The organism is Citrobacter sp. U14242, from assembly GCF_046555775.1.
Taxonomy (GTDB): domain Bacteria; phylum Pseudomonadota; class Gammaproteobacteria; order Enterobacterales; family Enterobacteriaceae; genus Citrobacter.
The window spans coordinates 45,307-65,052 of record NZ_JBKGLW010000001.1 but is presented as its reverse complement, the minus strand read 5'-3'; the positions used below and the strand labels follow the sequence as shown (position 1 = coordinate 65,052).

The 19,746-nt window shown below is 54.9% G+C and carries 16 protein-coding genes; 11 read left to right on the top strand and 5 right to left on the bottom strand.

Features of this window, described 5'->3' with window-relative positions:
- Positions 1-45: 45 nt before the first annotated feature.
- The 6 genes from ACLJXE_RS00295 to csiE all read left to right on the top strand — a co-directional run bounded on the left by ACLJXE_RS00295 (position 46) and on the right by csiE (position 7,545).
- Complete coding sequence (locus ACLJXE_RS00295) at positions 46-1,554, top strand: sugar ABC transporter ATP-binding protein (RefSeq protein WP_410749790.1); 1,509 nt, start codon at positions 46-48, stop codon at positions 1,552-1,554.
- The gene (locus tag ACLJXE_RS00290; protein ID WP_410749789.1) at positions 1,547-2,536 is read left to right on the top strand and encodes an ABC transporter permease; all 990 of its coding nucleotides are present in this window, start codon (positions 1,547-1,549) and stop codon (positions 2,534-2,536) included. The genes ACLJXE_RS00295 and ACLJXE_RS00290 overlap by 8 nt, the downstream gene beginning before the upstream one ends.
- 1 nt (position 2,537) lies before the next feature.
- Positions 2,538-3,491, top strand: a complete 954-nt coding sequence (locus ACLJXE_RS00285; RefSeq protein ID WP_410749788.1) for an ABC transporter permease — start codon at positions 2,538-2,540, stop codon at positions 3,489-3,491.
- A gap of 17 nt (positions 3,492-3,508) precedes the next feature.
- Positions 3,509-5,146 (top strand): FGGY-family carbohydrate kinase, encoded by a 1,638-nt coding sequence (locus ACLJXE_RS00280; RefSeq protein WP_410749787.1) that lies wholly within the window; start codon positions 3,509-3,511, stop codon positions 5,144-5,146.
- Complete coding sequence (locus ACLJXE_RS00275) at positions 5,143-5,742, top strand: SIS domain-containing protein (RefSeq protein WP_410749786.1); 600 nt, start codon at positions 5,143-5,145, stop codon at positions 5,740-5,742. Before ACLJXE_RS00280 ends, ACLJXE_RS00275 begins: the two co-directional genes overlap by 4 nt.
- Positions 5,743-6,267: 525 nt before the next feature.
- A complete protein-coding gene (gene csiE / locus ACLJXE_RS00270) occupies positions 6,268-7,545 on the top strand; it encodes a stationary phase inducible protein CsiE (RefSeq protein WP_410749785.1) in 1,278 nt (425 codons plus the stop codon).
- On the opposite strand, the gene ACLJXE_RS00265 is transcribed toward csiE, so the two are convergent.
- From ACLJXE_RS00265 to ACLJXE_RS00250, 4 genes are all read right to left on the bottom strand, one after another.
- A complete protein-coding gene (locus tag ACLJXE_RS00265) occupies positions 7,540-8,688 on the bottom strand; it encodes a 3-phenylpropionate MFS transporter (RefSeq protein ID WP_410749784.1) in 1,149 nt (382 codons plus the stop codon). The genes csiE and ACLJXE_RS00265 overlap by 6 nt on opposite strands.
- A gap of 88 nt (positions 8,689-8,776) precedes the next feature.
- The gene (locus tag ACLJXE_RS00260) at positions 8,777-9,619 is read right to left on the bottom strand and encodes an aldose 1-epimerase (RefSeq protein WP_410749783.1); all 843 of its coding nucleotides are present in this window, start codon (positions 9,617-9,619) and stop codon (positions 8,777-8,779) included.
- On the bottom strand, positions 9,619-11,058 hold the full coding sequence (locus ACLJXE_RS00255) for a sugar porter family MFS transporter (protein WP_410749782.1): 1,440 nt from the start codon (positions 11,056-11,058) through the stop codon (positions 9,619-9,621). The genes ACLJXE_RS00260 and ACLJXE_RS00255 overlap by 1 nt, the downstream gene beginning before the upstream one ends.
- Before the next feature lie 72 nt (positions 11,059-11,130).
- Entirely contained in the window at positions 11,131-14,397 is a 3,267-nt protein-coding gene (locus tag ACLJXE_RS00250; RefSeq protein WP_410749781.1) for a DUF5107 domain-containing protein, read from the bottom strand.
- A gap of 114 nt (positions 14,398-14,511) precedes the next feature.
- Between ACLJXE_RS00250 and ACLJXE_RS00245 the strand changes: the two genes are divergently transcribed.
- Entirely contained in the window at positions 14,512-15,705 is a 1,194-nt protein-coding gene (locus ACLJXE_RS00245) for an ROK family protein (protein WP_410749780.1), read from the top strand.
- Positions 15,706-15,708: 3 nt separating this feature from the next.
- On the opposite strand, the gene hcaR is transcribed toward ACLJXE_RS00245, so the two are convergent.
- Entirely contained in the window at positions 15,709-16,602 is an 894-nt protein-coding gene (gene hcaR / locus ACLJXE_RS00240; RefSeq protein WP_410749779.1) for a DNA-binding transcriptional regulator HcaR, read from the bottom strand.
- Positions 16,603-16,737: 135 nt separating this feature from the next.
- On the opposite strand from hcaR, the gene hcaE reads away from it, so the two are divergent.
- Genes hcaE through hcaB form a run of 4 tightly spaced genes read left to right on the top strand, consistent with a single transcriptional unit; the run spans position 16,738 to position 19,743 of the window.
- The gene (gene hcaE, locus ACLJXE_RS00235; protein WP_410749778.1) at positions 16,738-18,099 is read left to right on the top strand and encodes a 3-phenylpropionate/cinnamic acid dioxygenase subunit alpha; all 1,362 of its coding nucleotides are present in this window, start codon (positions 16,738-16,740) and stop codon (positions 18,097-18,099) included.
- A complete protein-coding gene (hcaF, locus tag ACLJXE_RS00230; RefSeq protein ID WP_410749777.1) occupies positions 18,096-18,614 on the top strand; it encodes a 3-phenylpropionate/cinnamic acid dioxygenase subunit beta in 519 nt (172 codons plus the stop codon). The genes hcaE and hcaF overlap by 4 nt, the downstream gene beginning before the upstream one ends.
- The gene (hcaC, locus tag ACLJXE_RS00225) at positions 18,614-18,931 is read left to right on the top strand and encodes a 3-phenylpropionate/cinnamic acid dioxygenase ferredoxin subunit (RefSeq protein WP_410749776.1); all 318 of its coding nucleotides are present in this window, start codon (positions 18,614-18,616) and stop codon (positions 18,929-18,931) included. Before hcaF ends, hcaC begins: the two co-directional genes overlap by 1 nt.
- Positions 18,931-19,743: a 3-phenylpropionate-dihydrodiol/cinnamic acid-dihydrodiol dehydrogenase gene (hcaB, locus tag ACLJXE_RS00220; protein WP_410749775.1), complete on the top strand. Its 813-nt coding sequence runs from the start codon at positions 18,931-18,933 to the stop codon at positions 19,741-19,743. The genes hcaC and hcaB overlap by 1 nt, the downstream gene beginning before the upstream one ends.
- Positions 19,744-19,746 lie beyond the last annotated feature (3 nt).

The following is a 19,746-nucleotide window of genomic DNA, read 5'->3' as shown; positions in this document are numbered from 1 at the left end:
AACTAACACTCAGCGTCCGTCAGGACGCTCGCAGGGGTATTGTCCATGACAGACACCACCGCATTTATCACTCTTGAGAATATCAGCAAACAATTCCCGGGCGTGCTGGCGCTGGATAACGTGAATCTGACGCTGAAAAAAGGCGAAGTTCACTGTCTGGCGGGTCAAAACGGCTGTGGTAAGAGCACCATCATTAAAGTGATTTCCGGGGTCTATCACCCTGAAAAAGGGGCGCAGATTTTACTCGATGGCAAACTGTTCCATCATCTGACACCGCAACTCTCTTCCCACTATGGTATTCAGGTTATTTATCAGGACCTGTCGCTGTTTCCCAATTTTAGCGTCGCGGAGAATATTGCGGTTAACCGTTACCTGCCCGGCGGCGATATCTGGGTACGGCGTGGTGCCATGAAGCAGCAAGCGCTGGCGGCCATGAAACGCATCGGAGTGAACATTGATCCCGATAAAAAAGTCGAAAAACTCTCGATTGCCGACCGACAACTGGTCGCTATTTGCCGGGCGATCGCCGCCGATGCCCGACTGGTCATTATGGATGAACCCACCGCCTCTCTGACCCGCCAGGAAGTTAACGGTCTGCTGCGGGTGGTCAACGAACTGAAAGCGGCCGGGATTTGCGTGGTGTTTGTCAGCCATCGTCTTGATGAGGTGATGGAAGTGGCAGACCGCATCAGCGTGATGCGCGACGGCAAACTGGTAGGCACGTACCCTGCCAGCGAACTGGACAGCCACGAGCTGGCCTTCCTGATGACCGGACAACGCTTCCACTACAGCCCGCTGCCGGAGAAATCATTCGACGATCGGGAACCGCTGCTTGAGCTGCGCAACCTGAGTCGTCGCGGGAAGTATCAGGATATTAATCTGTCGCTGCACGGCGGCGAGATAGTTTCCATTGTTGGTCTGCTGGGTGCCGGACGTACCGAGCTCTGTCTGAGCCTGTTCGGTATGACGCATCCTGAAAGCGGTGAAATGCGCATTAACGGTCAACCGGTCACGCTTCGCAATAACCACGATGCCATTAAGCACGGGATAGGCTACGTCTCAGAAGATCGCCTGACGCAGGGGCTTATCATGGAGCAGTCGATCTATGACAACACTATCGTCACGGTATTTGACCAACTGCATACCCGCAGCGGCCTGCTCGATCATCACAAAGCGCAAAAGCTGGTCGCTGACCTGATCCGCGAGCTAAACATTAAAGTCTCCGATCCACATCTGCCGGTCAAAACACTTTCTGGTGGTAATGCCCAGCGTATCGCCATTGCTAAATGGGTGGCGACCAATCCGCGCATCCTGATCCTCGACTCGCCTACCGTTGGCGTCGATATCGCCAACAAAGAAGGCATTTATCAGATAGCCCGCGACCTGGCGGAACAGGGGATGGCGGTACTGATGATTTGCGATGAAATTCCGGAAGCGTATTACAACAGCCATCGCGTGCTGGTGATGCGCCGCGGCAAGCTGGTAGCGGAATTTAACCCCCATCACTGTCGTGAAGATGAGATTGCTGAAGTGGTCGAGGTAATCAATGAATAGTCTGCGTTTCTCCCGTTTAATCGGGCAACATGAGTTCTGGCTGGGCCTTCTGGTCGTGGCGCTTGCCGTCGGGCTGAGTCTCAGCACCGATGAGTTTCTGTCACTGGGGAACCTGACAGATGTGGCGACCAGCTACGCGATTCTTGGCATCCTTGCCTGTGGGCTGTTTGTGGTGTTGATTTCCGGCGGTATCGACATCTCCTTCCCGGCCATGACCGCCATTGCCCAATACGCGATGGCCAGTTGGGTGATCGGCCACGGCGGCAACTTCGCACTGGCGCTGGCGATTGCGGTTGCAGTGGGTCTGCTGCTCGGACTCATCAACGGCTTCCTGGTCTACTGGCTGCGCGTCCCGGCGATCATCATTACTATCGCCACGTTGAACGTTTATTACGGCCTACTGGTTTACACCACCAAAGGCACCTGGCTGTATGGCTTCCCCGACTGGTTTATGAACGGCATCAACTGGCTCTCGTTCACCGCCGCGGACGGTTATGACTACGGTTTGACGCTGCCCCTGCTGTGCCTGGTCGCTGTAATCATCTTTACGGCCGTACTGATGAACTATACCCGTCTTGGCCGTCAGGTTTACGCCATGGGCGGCAACCGTGATGCGGCCTCGCGTCTGGGACTTAACCTGCTGAAACTGCATTTCTACGTGTATGGCTATATGGGCATTCTGGCGGGTGTCGCCGCCGTGGTGCAGGCGCAAATCACCCAGTCTGTGGCCCCCAATTCACTGCTTGGTTTTGAGCTAACAGTGCTGGCAGCGGTGGTACTCGGGGGAACCAGCATGAGCGGTGGACGTGGCACGTTAACCGGAACGTTGCTTGGCGTTGTCCTGCTGGCCTTCTTACAAAACGGCCTGACGCTGCTCAGCGTCTCCTCTTACTGGCATACCGTGTTCAGCGGCGCCATTATCCTGGTCAGCATCAGCGCCACGGCCTGGAACGAAAAACGCAAACTGGCAAGGGAGCTTTGAGATGAAAACAATCGCCAGATTTTTACCCGGTGATGCCATCATTCGCCTGCAATGCGTCATTATTGTGGTCGTCGCACTGGTCTTCTCGGCCCTGCTCGGCAGCCGTTTTTTCAGCATTGCTAACTTTCAGTCCATCGGTTCGCAGTTACCGATCCTCGGCATGCTGGCCCTGGGAATGGGCATGACCATGCTGACCGGCGGCATTAACCTGTCGATTATTGCCGGGGCGAACGCCTGCTCGCTGGTGATGGCAGCCGTTATCGTCACCCATCCGGATAACCCGCTGTTTCTGGTCATCGCCCTGCTGGCGGGCGCCGCCGTGGCAGTTGCTATCGGCACCCTGAACGGCGCGCTGATCGCCTGGGTCGGTGTGTCGCCTATTCTCGCCACGCTCGGCACCATGACGCTTATCTCCGGGCTGAATATTCTGCTGTCTAACGGGACGGTCATCTCCGGCTTCCCGACGGCGATTCAATATCTTGGCAACGCAACGATTGCCGGGGTTCCGGTGGCGCTGCTGCTCTTTTTCCTTGTGGCGATCCTGCTGTGGGTTCTGCTCGAACACACCACATTAGGGCGCAGCCTGTATCTCGTCGGCTCCAATGAACAGGCAACCCGCTACAGCGGTGTGAATACCGTTCGGGTACAGATTTCCGTGTACGTCATTTCGGCACTGCTCGGCTGGGTAGCCGCCATTCTGATGATGGCGAAATTCAACTCGGCGAAAGCCGGATATGGCGAATCCTACCTGCTGGTGACCATCCTTGCTTCCGTACTTGGCGGCATCAACCCGGATGGCGGCTTCGGGCGCATTATCGGCCTGGTGCTGGCGCTCATTGTGCTGCAAATGCTGGAAAGCGGCCTTAACTTGCTGGGGGTCAGTAGCTATCTGACGATGGCGCTGTGGGGCGCGGTGCTGATCCTCTTTATCGCATTACAGAATCGTAAAGCCTGATTCCAGGAGAAAAAATTATGGCAAGTTACTTTATTGGTGTGGATGTCGGAACCGGAAGCGCCCGGGCAGGCGTGTTTGATCTCAACGGCAGGATGGTCGGCCAGGCCAGTCGGGCCATCGAGATTTACCGTCCGCAAGCCGATTTCGTTGAGCAGTCCTCCGATAACATCTGGCAGGCAGTGTGTAACGCGGTTCGCGATGCCATCAACCAGTCAGATATCAACCCGATTCAGGTGAAAGGTCTGGGCTTTGACGCCACCTGTTCATTAGTGGTGCTGGATAAAGAAGGCAAACCGCTGACCATCAGCCCTTCCGGGCGCAGCGAACAGAACATTATCGTGTGGATGGACCACCGCGCCATTACCCAGGCCGAGCGGATTAACGCCCAGCACCATCGGGTGCTGGACTACGTCGGCGGAATTATTTCGCCGGAAATGCAGACGCCAAAACTGTTGTGGCTGAAGCAGCATATGCCCAATACCTGGGCCAATGCAGGTTACTACTTTGATTTGCCAGACTTCCTCACCTGGCGTGCGACCGGAGATGACACGCGCTCGCTGTGCTCAACGGTATGCAAATGGACCTATATGGGCCATGAAGACAAATGGGATGCCAGCTACTTCCGCCAGATCGGTCTGGAAGATTTACTGGAGCACGATGCTGCCAAAATTGGCCGCTACGTAAAAACCATGGGTGAACCACTCGGTCATGGGCTGTCGGCACGAGCCGCCAGCGAAATGGGGCTGATTCCGGGGACTGCAGTCAGCGTATCGATCATCGATGCCCACGCAGGTACGCTCGGCACACTCGGCGCCTGCGGCGTTTCCGGCGAAGTGGCGGATTTCGACCGTCGTGTCGCACTGATTGGCGGGACCTCCACTGGCCATATGGCCATTTCCAAAGAACCCCGTTTTATCAGCGGCATCTGGGGTCCCTACTACTCTGCTGTTCTGCCAGGGTATTGGCTGAATGAAGGCGGGCAGTCAGCGACCGGGGCGTTAATCGACCACGTCATTCAGTCGCATCCGTGCTATGAAACACTACTGGCGCAAGCGAAGTCCCAGGGACAAACCATTTACGAAGTCCTGAACGCACTGCTGCGTAAAATGGCCGGTGAGCCGGAAGATATCGCCTTCCTGACCCGCGACATGCATATCCTGCCCTATTTCCACGGCAACCGCTCACCGCGCGCAAACCCAACGCTCACAGGGGCAATCACCGGGCTGAAGCTGTCCCGCACGCCAGAAGACATGGCGTTGCAGTATCTGGCAACTATCCAGTCCATTGCCCTGGGGACACGTCATATTATCGAGACGATGAATCAAAGTGGTTACACCATCGATACGATTATGGCCAGCGGCGGCGGGACAAAGAACCCGATCTTCGTTCAGGAACATGCTAACGCCACGGGTTGCGCAATGTTGCTGCCAGAAGAGAGTGAAGCCATGCTGCTGGGTAGCGCGATGATGGGAACCATCGCGGCAGGTGTTTTTGACACCCTCCCGGAAGCCATGTCGGCGATGAGTCGTATTGGTAAGACGGTCACACCACAAACTAACCGTATTAAGCAGTACTACGATCGCAAATACCGGGTATTCCACGAGATGTATCAGGACCACATGAAGTACCGCGAGCTGATGCAGGAGGACGCATGAATGATTCCTGGTCTCAGGCCAGCGGCGTATGGCAACTCTACAGCGATGCTCTCGCGGGACTGAGAGAGCATCTGACCGAGCAAACCTGGCTGTCACTGATGGCGGAACTGCGCGATTGCACGGGGAAAATCGTCGTCACTGGCGTCGGCACGTCCGGCATTGCAGCACGTAAAGTGGCGCATATGCTTGCCTGCGTGGAGCGTCCGGCAATTTACCTCAATGCCACTGACGCCGCACATGGCGACCTGGGTTTTTTACGTGCCAACGATCTGGTGATTATGTTGTCACGTGGGGGAAATTCGGATGAGCTCACCCGGCTGCTGCCAGGACTTGCTGAGAAGAATGTGTCGATAATCAGCGTGACTGAAAACCCGAACTCCGCTATCGCCAGGGCGTCGCGACTGGTTATTTCCACCGGCGTACAGCGCGAAGCCGATCCGCTAAACATGCTGGCAACCACGTCAATAATGCTGGTACTGGCAATCTTTGATGCCGCCTGCGCCTGCCTGATGAGCGAAAGCGGCTACTCAAAGGAGACGTTGTTGTCTGTGCATCCCGGCGGTGATGTGGGGTTAACGCTGAGCCGTGGTAAGTAACGCCAGGCAGCTGTTCCGGAGGTAATGAATCTGTTGCCTCCGGTATATTGCTACGTTCACCTTATATTTTTCACTTCTCTGAAACAATCCTCCCTGTGAACGTGTTAAGGGTACTATCGCCGTACCCTTAACAATCCCGGCTCCCGGCGGGAAAATTACCACTTCGAGGTCCCCTCCGTTTATTCCTCCAGGCTACCGGGCCGGGCGCGAGGTAGCGTCCTTGCACGTTCACGGGTATCTGCGCTTCAGAGAAATAACACCGTTGAGGTGAACGGAACCCCATAGAAGAATAAAATGTTCTCCATAATGTTTAGCAGATATGCAGTACATCTCTGGCATATCTAAACAAAAGATAAAACAGTGAAAAAGGGGGTTAACGCGCTGCGTTTAACTCCCGGTCACTGTTCCTCACGTTAAAAATTCTGTGACGTTCTCCAGCATTCCTGGCGGAAAGCATTCCATTCTCCATTTCAATAAGCAAACTTTAGCTATTCTTATCAAACATACTTACGGGAGATCCTACAGATGATGCCAACGCTTGCCCCGCCATCTGTACTATCCGCTCCCCAGCGCCGTTGTCAGGTGCTTCTGACACTTTTCCTGCCAGGGCAGGTTGCCACTGCGCAGACTTTCAGCACGCTGAACGGGGTCGATGATGCCACGGTTCGGGAAGATATTATCGGTGCCGGGCTCGAAATCCAGCGCTATCATCGGCTCGCCATTACCACCGCTCAGAATGGAAGTTATGTAATAGAAGGAACCCCGCTTAATCAGCGTCTGTGCCTGTTACAGTGGCTGCGCCGTGGCCTGCGGATTTGTCCAACGTTTATTGCCCAGCAGTTTACCCCGGCGTTAAAAATGGAACTTAAACAACGCGGTATTGCGCGGACGCTGTATGACGACACCAATCTGCATGCGCTGATCAACCTGTGTTCCCGACGCTTGCAGAAGCCGTTTGAGTGCCGAGATATCCAGTTTCTGCAGCTTTATTTACAGTACTGCCTGCTACAGCATCACGCAGGGATCACCCCGGAGTTTAATCCTCTGCAACAACGCTGGGCGCAAGCTTGTGCCGAATACCCACTCGCTGAGGAAATCGGCCGCCACTGGCAACGGCACGTTATGCAGAGTGCGCCGCTGGGGGAATCGCTGTTTATGGCGCTGCTGTTTTCGATGATCCGCATCCCCGACCCGATCCGTGATAACCACCAGCAGGATCGTCGTCTGCGCCTTGAGATTGCCCGGTTGGTGCTGCGTTTTCGTGAGTACGGCAACGTCCGCTTCAGCGATGAACAGGGGCTAAATGACCAACTGTATGTCCATCTGGCTCAAGCGCTGAACCGCAGTCTGTTCGCCATTGGTATTGATAACACCCTGCCGGAAGAATTCAGTCGGCTGTATCCCCGGTTAGTACGTACCACGCGTGAAGCGTTACACGGATTCGAAGAGGAATACGATGTGCGTTTTTCAGAGGAAGAGACTGGGCTGGTGGCCGTCATTTTCGGTGCCTGGCTGATGCAGGAAAAGGATTTACACGAGAAGCAGATAATCCTGCTGACCGGCAATAATGAACGACTCGAAGCCCATATAGAACAACAGCTACGCGAACTGACTTTGCTGCCGCTGAATGTCAAACATATGCCGATGCAGGACTTTCAGAAACAGGGTTCGCCGCGTGGTGTGGCGCTGATTATCACGGCATACACCACGCCGCTGCCGCTGTTTTCACCACCGTTGATTCATGCGGACCTGGCGCTTACGCCGCATCAGCAGCAGCAGATCCGCAAAATCCTTGAATCATAACGCCGATGCCTGCGCCGTCACTTTAGGCCGCAAGGCGATGGCGGGAAGCGCCACCAGCGCCATCACCCAGAATACGCCACTGCCCAGATTTTGATACAGGTAGCCGGCGAACACGGTCATGATGGCGATACTCCCCCCCATCGCCACCGCGGAATAAACCGCCTGCAAACGAATGACTTCGCTGCCCTGTCGCGTCGCGATATAACGCATCGCCGCCAGATGACAGACCGTAAATGTGCCGCAATGCAGGATCTGCACTACAATCAGCCACGGCAGTTCGGTACTCCAGCCCATCAATCCCCAACGCACCACGCCGCAAACGGCAGAGAGCAGCAGCAGATCGCGAGCGCTAAAGCGACGGAATAGCTTGTGGCTGAGCGCAAAAATAATCACTTCCGCCACCACACCGAGCGACCATAAGTACCCTACCGCCGAGGCAGAATATCCAGCCGACTGCCAGTAGAGGGCGCTAAAACCGTAATAGGCCGCATGAGCCCCTTGCAGCAGGCTTACGCAGGCGAGAAAACGCCAGCTTTGGGCTATCAACGTGCGCCAGGCCGGCCATCCTGCGCTCTCCTGCTGACGGTTTTCACCCGCAGGCTGAACACTCGGGCGGATCATCATCCCCAGCAGCATCGACGCGACCCCAAGCGACAACAGTACAAGGATCATCCGGTAATCAAACAAGCTCACCAGTTTACCGGTTAGCGCGGAGCCGATCACAAATGCCACAGACCCCCACAGGCGCACCCGACCATAATCCAGGGTGATCTGTTTTTGCCAGGTGTTGGCCAGCGCATCCGTCAGCGGCACCAGCGGTGAGAAAAACAGGTTAAAGCCGACCATCACCACCATCAGCCACGCGACGTGGGTTCCCGCCCAGAAAGCCAGCGCAAAGACCAGCGTCAGGAGCGCCAGGATACGCAAGGCAGAGATCAGGCGGGAGGGATCGCTCACGCGCGGCGCAATCAGCAAACTCCCCAGAAAACGAGCAATCAGCCCCGCGCCCAGCAGCACACCAATGGTTTCCGGCGTCAGCCCTAACCCTTCGAGCCAGACGCTCCAGAAAGGCAGAAAAATACCGTAGCTAAAGAAATAGGTGAAATAACTGAGCGCCAGCCAGCGCGTGGAATGCAGAGCCATGAATCCCTCCCGTTTAGAGGCGATAGTCTGGCGACAAACGCAGGCTGGCGCAAGAGAACATTAACAGACAAATAACATGATTTTCGCCCTATTCGATACAAATTTGCAGCGAAAAATGGCAACGTTCCCCCTGAGCCAGAACCTGCAATCCCGGCTGCCCCTGCATGTGATGGGCATTTACCGGATGCGTCTGCGGCTCAAGACACAAGAACGACTCACCCGACATTCTGAACAGCATCAACCATGGAGTTTGCGCTAAAATCGTGACCTTCATCACATCGCGTTGAATGACGGCCCGCCCACTCCAGCCAGAATAGCCAACGTTGAGCCAGGCATCTTCACCATATTGCGCGTGCATGAAGTCCGCCATAGTCGGGATGTCGCTTTGCCAGCCTAGCGGCAGATGTTGCTCCCCCTCCGGCCAGTAGCCGCTGGCCGTGAACTGCACCGTACTGCACGTATCAAAAGCGAAAAACGGATGAAATCCACAGCCATAGAGCATCGGCTGTTCGCCGCAGTGGGTAAGGGTCAGCGAAGCATGAAGGCTCGATGCTTCCAACTGATAACACAACTCTGCCATATAGTCGTAGCCACAGGGATGCCAACTGCGCAACCTCAGCAAACAACCGCTTTGGGTGGCGGTGACAATCTCCCAGCGCTTCAGCCAGCCGTCTCCGTGCAGGAAAAACACGTCATCAGCATCATGTACGGGCAAAACCACCTCTTCACCACGCAGCGTAAAGCGATTCCCCGCGACCCGATTCGCCACCGGCAGCATCGGAAACAAACCACAATCCCCCGGCCCTTCCCCATGACCTGCCCGCAATACCGCCTGTTGATGTTGTAATGAAACCAGATTCAGTAACGTACCGCCCTGGGGATCAACGCACATCTGCAGATGTGCGTTTTGTAGCATCAGCACGCTATCCATCAGCGGGTGCTTCGTTGTTGGGCTGCAGCATTCACTTTCATATGCTGTGCCGCCAGTTGTTCTTCTAATGCTTCCAGCGTAATCCCCTTCGTTTCCGGCACATTACGCAGTACATACATGAAGCCCATGGCACAAATCACGCCGTACAACAGGAAACTTCCTGATGCCCCCAGGCTGGCGTTCAGCAGCGGGAAGGTGTAGGTCAGCAGGAAGCAGGCAATCCACAGCGCCAGCGTGCCAAGAGACATCGCCAGCCCGCGCACACGGTTCGGGAAAATTTCAGACAGCAACACCCAGGTCACCGGGGCCAGCGTCAGGGCGTAGATTGCAATCGCCGCCAGTACCAGAACCAGAACCGGCCATCCCATAATGCCTAACCCGTACGCGCTGGCAATTAACACGTAGATAATCGTTAGTCCTGAAGCACCGAACAGCATCAACTTACGGCGACCAATTTTGTCCACCAACGGCAGTGCGGCAAGGGTGAAGACCAGGTTAATGATCCCGGTCGCCACGATCGATTTTAGCGTGCCATTAATGTCAAACCCGGCCGAGGCGAAGATCTCCTGTGCATAGTTGAAGATCACGTTGATCCCACACCACTGCTGGAAGACAGCCAGCACCATCCCAATGATGACGATCGGTTTGATCTGCGGCTGTAATAACGTTGACCAGGCCACTTTGTGGTTATCTTTTTGCAGCGTATATTCAATCTCTTTCAGCGTTTGTCCGGCATACTCCGCCGAACCAATGCGCTGCAACATGGCGCGGGCACGCTCGACTTTTCCTGCCTTCACCAGCCAGCGCGGTGATTCCGGCACAAAAAACATTAGCACCAGGAACACCACTGCAGGCACTAATTCGGCACCAAACATCCAACGCCAGCCCGTCTGACCATTCCAGCTTTCCACGATGGCCTGTTGTGTGGCACCTGTGGCAACAGGTTCGGCAATCATCAGGTTGATCAGTTGCGCCGCCAATACACCAATCACGATGGTAAGCTGGTTAACCGCCACAAAACGACCGCGTTTTTCTGCCGGACTGACCTCGGCGATATACAGCGGGCTAAGGGCTGATGCCAAACCAATTCCTACACCACCGACGATACGATAAACAATAAACATGTCGAAATTACTGGCCATCGCAGTTCCCCAGGCAGAAGCGCTGAAGAGGATCGCCGAGAGGATAAGCGGCATTTTTCGGCCAAATTTATCGGCGCACCAGCCGGACATTAACGCACCGAAGATACAGCCGACCAGTGCAGAACTCATTGCCCAACCGGACTGCGCGGGGTCAGTAATCGAGAAATATGCTTCGTAGAAGGGTTTTGCCCCGCCAATCACCACCCAGTCATAGCCAAACAGTAAACCACCGCAGGCTGCAACCAGGCAGATAGTCCAGACATAGCCAATTTTTAAATGTGTCTGCGCATTATTCATTATGATTCCTCTTTCAGGGAAACGCAGGGAACAGAAGGTTTCAGGTGGAGTTTCCCCCACCTGATCAGGGTGTTATTGAAAAAGCTTTATATCGATGGCGTGACGCAGCAGCAGTGCTTTGTCATGCGCCGGATTGTGTTTCAGCAGTTCATCAAGATCTCGTCGGCAGGCCGGGTGATCCCCGAGCCCCAGATGCCCAAGCGCATTGATAAACAAACAGTGTTGTTGGTGTTTTGCTTGCGCGGAGGTATCCAGTACCACCAGATCCGGCAGCGATACGGCAAAGAAATCGACATCAGGAACGTTGTCATGCTGCGACTCAACCCACTGCAGGAAGCTGTGGAACAGCGCGTCTGCTCGTGCGTTCTCGCCCAGGGCTTTCAGCGCCATGCCTTGCCAGAAGAGGTAGTCCACCGGTTGGTCGTTGTAATAGCGCCCGGCATCCAGTGAAGTGCCGCCGCACGTCGCTCGCGCAAAATAACGTTGGGACTCCTCAACGTAGCCTTGTTGCTGTGAACAACATCCCAGTAAATACCAGATGTCATTATCTGTCTGTCCGGGTAAGCGCCCTTCGCCAAGATTCTGCGGGTAGCGCAGTGCTTCTTGCAGTAAAGAGATGGCTGATTGCTGATCACCAGATTGTATTGCCGCCAGCGCACGATGCAGTTGATTGAGCAGGTATTGCCCGGTCGCTTTGCCCTCTCCGCCTTCCCACGGATGAAACACTCGCTCGCGCAGCACAGCAGCAGCGGCATCGTAGTGACCCAATCCATTCCACAGGCTGAGCAGCTCCACCGTCAGGTCATCACGCAGGAAGACAATCTCTTTGCTGGCCTCCAGTCGCTGCAAACGTTGTTCCGTCGGTTGCGCCATCAGTTTATTGAGATAGTCGAGTTCAAACAGGAAACGCGCGTTTTGCGGCTCCAGTGCAACAGCCTGTGATAAATAGCGTTTTGCCAGGTGAGCATCGTGCTGTTTGTTCCACGCATAAATACCAAGTAAACGATGTACCGGGGCAAAATCCGGCTCCTGCTCAAGGGTGAATTGCCAACAGGAGACTGCCTCGGCATAACGCCGCTTGCTGTACCAGAAACAACCGAGTAGATAGCGGGCAAACGCATCCTGTTCCAGGGTTTGCAGCATCTGTACCTCATCCAGCGTATTAGGGAACCGGACGCGATTTTGCAGACACTCACGAGCACGAGCGATAAAGTGCTGCGGATTATCGCTTAATGAAGCCCGCCACAGCATCGGCAGCGTTTCCTGGCTGTCGAGCAACGCCAACACACAACCAGCGGCGTCCCGCTGACCTAACGAGATCAGCCAGCCGGCCAACTCACAGGCATTCGTACCACGACGTCCGGTAATCGAGATCAACGCTTGCGCGGAGGTTTCGTCCTGACTGATGGCCCAGCGGGCATAATGCAGGGTATAACTCAACGGATAATCAACCAGCTGCTGGCTTATATATTCCAGCGCCTTCTCACGCTGATTCAGCTTCGCCAGCGCCAACGCTTTCAGCCCCATAGCCAGGTTATTACTGCCATTAAAACGCAGGCTCTGTTCTACCTTTTCCAGCGCGCCGGCGTAGTCCTGACGCTTCATCGCCAGACGTGCCAACGACCAGAAGGCAGCATCGCGACAGTTACCACTCCAGCTTGCCTTGTAGTAACTTTCCCACGCACCGTTATTGTCACCCTGACGCTCCAGCGCAGCAGCCAGCAACATACTGGCTTCACCATCACGCGGATTCTTATTGAGCTTATGCGCACGTTCCAGCGCCTTGCTTGCACAGCTCTGTGCCAGTGCCCAGTCCGCACGGTTTAGCGCCAGCGTCCCTAACGCTACATTGTTACGGTAATCCAGCGAGTCAACCTCCAGTGCGCGGCGGTAATAGTCTTCGGCATAACGGCTTGCATGGTTGTACTGCTCCAGATGCTGGCCAATAAAATAGAGTTCATCGGTATTGGATAATGCCTCAGGCAGCGCAGGGGCGACGGCCGCCTTCGGCAGCGGTAATTCTTGTGCAATATGCTCCTCATACTGCAAAAGCATGGTGCCATCAGCGCTGCAGACCGTCATCGTCACCCGTGCATACCCTTTGTCGGACACATCGGCCAGCCAGCTTTTCCCAGGCTCCAGCGTGAGCGTGTGTTCGTAGAACGGTTGCCCCTGAGCAGAGAGTGTGACCTGAACATCGCGCAGCGGCGCAATCGCATAGACACCAATGGAAAGTTGCCCGCTGTCACGTACCAGGCGAAGCACGAGCTGCGTACTGGCGTTTTGCACCATCCCAAGTTCGCTATAGGGCAGGAAGTTTTGCACGAAGACTTTCTCTTCGTACGGCGCAAGCCAGGTAAAGTCCGGTTGGTTATCGGTGAAGACGCCGGTCATCAGTTCGATATACGGGCCGTTGTTATCGGTGAGATTACGATCCCAGGCAACGCCAAAATCACCGTATCCCCAGGTCCACTGCTTTTTGCCCGGGGATACGTGGTGATCGGCGACGTGCAGCAATCCGCCGCGTTCGCCGTGATGCCACGCGCCAACAAAGTCATAGTCTGATTTTTCAGCCATGTAGGAGGTAGGCACCGGCACGTTCCTGTAGCGCGAGATATCCACGCCCGCCGAGTAGTCCACTTTATAGTAAGTACCGGTCGCAATTGGGAATGCGGAGACATCGCGTTTGCCATGGTCAAATACCGCGGTCACATCCGGCGGGAATACGCTCTGGTGGTCATCTCCGCCCTTCACGGCTGGATTCGCCCACCATAGAAAGTGACGTGGTGTCGCATTGCCGTTAAATACCTTCCCGGTGATCTCAATCAGCGCGCGATCCGGGTACAGGGTGAATCCAGTCATCACCTGTAAACCACGCATGGGTTCTACCTCGCCCATCCACACGGTGTATTCACCCTGCTCACCCTGCTGTTGCGTAAAGTCGACCGGCATAAAGGTGGTCGGGCGATGATGCTGCGGCCAGTTAAACTCTATGCCGCCAGAGATCCACGGCCCGAGTAAACCGACCAGAGCAGGCTTGACCACTTCGTTGTAGTAGACAAAATCACGTTGCTGCACTTTGTCAAATGCACGATGAATACGCCCACCTAACTCTGGCAGCAGCATAATGCGAATGAAGTCATTTTCCATCCACACCGCCTGATAATCGCGCATTTCGCGCTTGCCGGTCAGCGTATCAATCACGCCATAGGGATACACCGCACCAGAGGAGCCCTGATAAACCCGCTTTTCCAGAAACATGGGATTAGCGTCTTCTTCGCCTGCCGTCCACGTTGGGAGGGTGATCGTTTCCTGCCAGACTTTCACTGAACCGTACATGCCGCTCTCCACTCAATAAACAAAAGTAAAAATTCAACTTGATGCTATTCTGCGGCAGATAAGTGGCGCTAAAATGCGCAATGCTCACGCAATATAGTAAAGGGAGTTAAGTGTATGCGGCGTTCGGGATTCAATAATGCCAGGGTCCGTCAAGCAAATAAGCAGATATTTCTGTCGCACCTGTGGCGGGAGAAACAGCTCAGTAAGTCACAGCTGGCACAGCTCACCAATCTGTCGATCCCCGCTGTCAGTAATATTCTCGAAGAGTTAATGGATGAAGGAAGAATCAGTCATTCACGAGAAACGCTAAGCCAGCGCGGTCTGAGCAGCGGCAGCTATCATTTGCCGGAACAAGGCGCATGGACGTTGTGTATTAACGTCACGCCCACCAGCATCACCAGCCAACTGGCAGACGCGCGCCTGGTCGCCGTCGGTGACTGGCGGCATGAAGCGATCAATCCCGAGACGCCAAAAGCGTTACTGGCAGCACTGGCGGCACACTGGCGGGAATACCGACGGCATTATCCCGAGATGACGATCAATCTGGCGCTGGGCGTTCACGGCCAGGTTGATCCAATTACCGGGGCCTCCAAAACCATGCCACAGGCACCGTGGAAAACACCGGTAGAAATAAAATATCTGCTGGAGGAAATGCTCGGTGTGCAGGTCCGGCTGGATAATGACTGTGTGATGCTGGCGCTGGCGGAAAAGTGGCAGAACCCGGCAGCAAACGGTGATTTTTGCGTGATCAATGTCGATTACGGTATCGGTTCATCGTTTGTCATTAACGACAACATCTGGCGTGGCAGCTTATATGGCAGCGGCCAGATTGGGCATACCATTATCAATCCTGATGGCGTGGCCTGTGATTGTGGTCGCTACGGCTGTCTGGAAACGGTCGCCTCGCTAAGCGCCCTGAAGAAACAGGCTCGCATATGGATGAAATCTCAGCCTGCCCCGCATTACGATCCGGAAACACTGACCACCGATCAACTGCTCGATGCCTGGAAACAGGGAGATGTGCGTATTCAGGCCTGGGCCGAACACGCTGCCAGCGCCATCGGTCTGAGCCTGTATAACTTTCTTAATATACTAAATATTAATCAAATATGGTTGTATGGACGCAGTTGCGCTTTTGGTGATAACTGGCTCAATACTCTCGTGCAACAAACCGGATTCAATCCGTTCGACCATGGCGATAATCCACGCGCCAGGGCCACACAAATCAGTTTCGGGCAACTTAGCCTATCTCAGCAACTGATGGGCATTGGCTATCTGTATGTGGAATCACAACTGAGCGAGCTGTAACCATTACTCCGTCAGACTCACCTCTAAACGTTCCTGTACCGTGGCGATAAAATCAGCAAGCGCGGGTTTTATCGTCCCCTTTTTCCACGCCATCAGCAGTGAAATGGTCGGGATATCGCCGACAATTGGCCGGAAAACCACCTGACCGGTATTAAAATTATTCATATAACCGGGTATCAAAGTTACCCCCAGTCCCATACCGACCAGGTTCATGGTCACCAGAATATTGGTCGCCACCTGTACAATATTGGGCTGGCTTTTTTGCTGCTGGAACCAGTTTTTAACAATCATCGCTAACGCACCGGAATAAGCGGGATCGGTGCTGACAAAATTGACACCGTTCAGTTGCTGTGCCGATATCGCCTTTTCACTGGCTAACGGATGGTTAACCGGTAGCACCACCACCAGCGGCTCATGGAAAAGTTCCAGGTAGTCCAGTTCCGGGCTGTACACCGGATGGCGCATTAAGCCAACATCCAGCGCCCCACGCAGGATCTTCTCTTCCTGCTCCGTGGTTATCAGGCTCACCAGTTCAATGTGTGTATCCGGTTGTTTTAAACGAAACAAAGGCAGCACCTTCGGCAGCAGATTCACCTCTGCTGAAGGAACAAAACCAATCGTAAAATGCTTATCTTCCTGCACCGTTTTACGGGCGCGAGTTTTCGCGTTCTCCGCCTGTTCGAGGATAGCCAGCGCATCCTGTAAAAAGCACTCTCCCGCCGCTGTCAGAGCCACTTTTCGCTTATCGCGTACCAGCAACGGAACGCCCACACAGGTCTCCAGATCACGGATCTGGCTACTCAACGACGGCTGAGAGGTATGCAGCTTTTCTGCCGCACGGGTGAAATTCAGCGCCTGCGCCACCGCGACAAAATAGCGTAAGTGCCTCAGTTCCATGCCCTTCTCCTTGTTATCGAAAAAATGTCTCAACTGGTAGAAATTTACTATTTCACAGATTGATAACTAACCAGCAACATCCTTATGGCACAAAAAAAGAAGGTCAATACATCTTAGCTTTCAGGATTAAAAAATATGACCACACCCTCAAATTTAGACATCTACCAACTGATTGATACCCAAAACGGTCGCGTAACTCCACGGATTTATACCGACCCTGAAATTTACCAACTGGAGCTGGAACGTATCTTCGGACGCTGCTGGCTCTTTCTCGCCCACGAAAGCCAAATCCCCAAGCCCGGTGATTTTTTTAACACCTACATGGGCGAGGATGCGGTCGTGGTGGTGCGTCAGAAAGACGGCAGCATCAAAGCCTTTCTCAACCAATGCCGTCACCGCGCAATGCGGGTCAGTTACGCTGACTGCGGCAACACCCGCGCCTTTACCTGCCCGTATCACGGCTGGTCATACGGTATTAACGGCGAGCTAATCGATGTCCCGCTGGAGCCGCGTGCTTACCCACAAGGGTTGTGCAAATCTCACTGGGGGCTGAACGAAGTGCCCGGCGTGGAAAGCTACAAGGGGCTGATCTTCGGCAACTGGGACACCAGTGCGCCTGCGCTACGCGATTATCTCGGCGACATCGCCTGGTATCTGGACGGTGTGCTCGATCGTCGCGAAGGCGGCACTGAAATCGTCGGTGGTGTACAAAAATGGACTATCGACTGTAACTGGAAATTCCCCGCCGAGCAGTTTGCCAGCGACCAATATCACGCCCTGTTTAGCCATGCTTCTGCCGTTCAGGTACTGGGCGCGAAAGATGACGGCAGTGATAAACGTCTGGGGGACGGGCAAACCGCCCGTCCGGTGTGGGAAACCGCCAAAGATGCGCTGCAATTCGGTCAGGACGGTCACGGCAGCGGATTTTTCTTTACCGAGAAACCCGATGCCAACGTCTGGGTTGACGGCGAAGTCTCCAGCTATTACCGCGACACCTACGCCGAAGCCGAAGAGCGTTTGGGCAAAGTACGCGCCCTGCGCCTGGCCGGTCATAACAATATCTTCCCCACCCTGTCCTGGCTGAACGGTACCGCCACGCTGCGCGTCTGGCATCCGCGCGGGCCGGATCAGGTCGAAGTGTGGGCGTTCTGTATTACCGACAAAGCGGCCTCCGATGAAGTGAAAGCCGCATTTGAAAATAGCGCCACCCGCGCCTTTGGCCCGGCCGGGTTCCTTGAGCAGGATGACTCGGAAAACTGGTGTGAAATTCAAAAACTGCTGAAAGGCCACCGGGCGCGCAATACCAAACTGTGTCTGGAGATGGGATTGGGCCAGGAAAAGCGTCGTGAAGACGGCATTCCGGGGATCACCAACTACATCTTCTCGGAAACCGCCGCGCGTGGGATGTATCAACGTTGGGCCGATCTGCTCAGTAGCGAAAGCTGGCAGGAAGTGCAGGAAAAAACCGCCGCTTACCAGCAGGAGGTGATGAAATGAGTACCTTAGTCTCCCTGGAACTTCATCATCGCATTACCCAGTTTCTTTACCACGAAGCCAGCCTGCTGGATGACTGGAAGTTTCGCGACTGGCTGGCAGAACTGGACGACGACATTCGCTACACCATGCGTACCACGGTGAATGCTCAGACCCGCGATCGCCGCAAAGGCGTACAACCGCCGACGACGTGGATTTTCAATGACAACAAAGATCAGCTTGAGCGCCGGATCGCCCGGCTGGAAACCGGTATGGCCTGGGCGGAAGAACCGCCATCCCGCACTCGTCATCTGATCAGCAACCTGCAGGTCAGCGAAACGGGCCAACCCGACGTGTTCGCGGTGCGCCTTAACTACCTGCTGTACCGCGCGCAAAAAGAGCGAGATGAAACCTTTTATGTTGGCATGCGCGTAGACAAAGTTCGCCGTCTGCCGGGTGATGAGTGGCGTTTACTGGAGCGTGAGATCGTGCTGGATCAGGCGGTGATCACCTCCCATAACCTGAGTGTACTGTTCTGATGAATCGTGTATTTGCTTGCCCCGTAGGGGATCTGCCAGAGGGTGAAGCACTCCGGCTCGACACGTCGCCCGTCATCGCGCTGTTTAACGTTGGCGGCGAATTTTATGCCATTAACGATCGCTGTAGCCACGGTAACGCCTCGATGTCGGAAGGTTATCTGGAAGACGATGCCACCGTGGAATGCCCGCTGCATGCGGCCAGTTTTTGTCTGAAAACCGGCAAAGCGCTATGCCTGCCCGCCACCGATCCGCTGACGACCTACACGGTGTATGTGGAAGGTAACGATGTGTTTGTTGATATTCCCGGAGGGGCCTGATGAGCGATTTACGCGATAACGTGGTCTTTATTACTGGCGGTGGCTCCGGTCTTGGGCTGGCACTGGTCGAACGCTTTATCGAAGAAGGTGCAAAAGTTGCCACGCTGGAACTGTCGACAGCCAAGGTCGCCAGCTTGCGCCAGCGCTTTGGCGAACACGTGCTGGCGGTCGAAGGAAACGTCACCTGCTACGCTGACTATCAGCGCGCAGTGGATCAGATCCTCACGTCGTTCGGCAAACTGGACTGCTTCATCGGTAATGCCGGGATTTGGGATCATAATGCTTCGCTGATCAATACCTCCGCCGGGGCGCTGGAAAGCGGCTTTCATGAGTTGTTCAACGTCAACGTACTGGGTTATCTGCTGGGGGCCAAAGCCTGCGCCCCCGCGCTAATTGCCAGCGAAGGCAGCATCATTTTTACCCTTTCCAATGCGGCATGGTACCCCGGCGGCGGCGGCCCGCTGTATACCGCCAGTAAACATGCGGCAACCGGACTGATTCGCCAGTTAGCCTATGAGCTGGCGCCGAAGGTCCGCGTCAACGGCGTAGGGCCGTGCGGAATGGCAACCGACCTGCGCGGCCCGCAGGCGTTGGGTCAGAACGATACCTCAATTATGCAATCACTGACGCCGGAAAAAATCGCCGCCATCCTACCGCTGCAGTTTTTCCCTGATCCGGCAGATTTTACCGGTCCATACGTGATGCTGGCATCGCGGCGCAACAACCGCACATTGAGCGGCGTGATGATCAATGCCGACGCCGGTCTGGGTATTCGCGGTATTCGTCACGTTGCCGCCGGGCTGGATCTCTGAGGA

What these genes read in the sequence shown, in the direction of transcription:
- ACLJXE_RS00295 (WP_410749790.1), top strand. Translation starts at nt 46, where the DNA reads ATGACAGACACCACCGCATTTATCACTCTTGAGAATATCAGCAAACAA.
- ACLJXE_RS00290 (WP_410749789.1), top strand. Translation starts at nt 1,547, where the DNA reads ATGAATAGTCTGCGTTTCTCCCGTTTAATCGGGCAACATGAGTTCTGG.
- ACLJXE_RS00285 (WP_410749788.1), top strand. Translation starts at nt 2,538, where the DNA reads ATGAAAACAATCGCCAGATTTTTACCCGGTGATGCCATCATTCGCCTG.
- ACLJXE_RS00280 (WP_410749787.1), top strand. Translation starts at nt 3,509, where the DNA reads ATGGCAAGTTACTTTATTGGTGTGGATGTCGGAACCGGAAGCGCCCGG.
- ACLJXE_RS00275 (WP_410749786.1), top strand. Translation starts at nt 5,143, where the DNA reads ATGAATGATTCCTGGTCTCAGGCCAGCGGCGTATGGCAACTCTACAGC.
- csiE (WP_410749785.1), top strand. Translation starts at nt 6,268, where the DNA reads ATGATGCCAACGCTTGCCCCGCCATCTGTACTATCCGCTCCCCAGCGC.
- ACLJXE_RS00265 (WP_410749784.1), bottom strand. Translation starts at nt 8,688, where the DNA reads ATGGCTCTGCATTCCACGCGCTGGCTGGCGCTCAGTTATTTCACCTAT.
- ACLJXE_RS00260 (WP_410749783.1), bottom strand. Translation starts at nt 9,619, where the DNA reads ATGGATAGCGTGCTGATGCTACAAAACGCACATCTGCAGATGTGCGTT.
- ACLJXE_RS00255 (WP_410749782.1), bottom strand. Translation starts at nt 11,058, where the DNA reads ATGAATAATGCGCAGACACATTTAAAAATTGGCTATGTCTGGACTATC.
- ACLJXE_RS00250 (WP_410749781.1), bottom strand. Translation starts at nt 14,397, where the DNA reads ATGTACGGTTCAGTGAAAGTCTGGCAGGAAACGATCACCCTCCCAACG.
- ACLJXE_RS00245 (WP_410749780.1), top strand. Translation starts at nt 14,512, where the DNA reads ATGCGGCGTTCGGGATTCAATAATGCCAGGGTCCGTCAAGCAAATAAG.
- hcaR (WP_410749779.1), bottom strand. Translation starts at nt 16,602, where the DNA reads ATGGAACTGAGGCACTTACGCTATTTTGTCGCGGTGGCGCAGGCGCTG.
- hcaE (WP_410749778.1), top strand. Translation starts at nt 16,738, where the DNA reads ATGACCACACCCTCAAATTTAGACATCTACCAACTGATTGATACCCAA.
- hcaF (WP_410749777.1), top strand. Translation starts at nt 18,096, where the DNA reads ATGAGTACCTTAGTCTCCCTGGAACTTCATCATCGCATTACCCAGTTT.
- hcaC (WP_410749776.1), top strand. Translation starts at nt 18,614, where the DNA reads ATGAATCGTGTATTTGCTTGCCCCGTAGGGGATCTGCCAGAGGGTGAA.
- hcaB (WP_410749775.1), top strand. Translation starts at nt 18,931, where the DNA reads ATGAGCGATTTACGCGATAACGTGGTCTTTATTACTGGCGGTGGCTCC.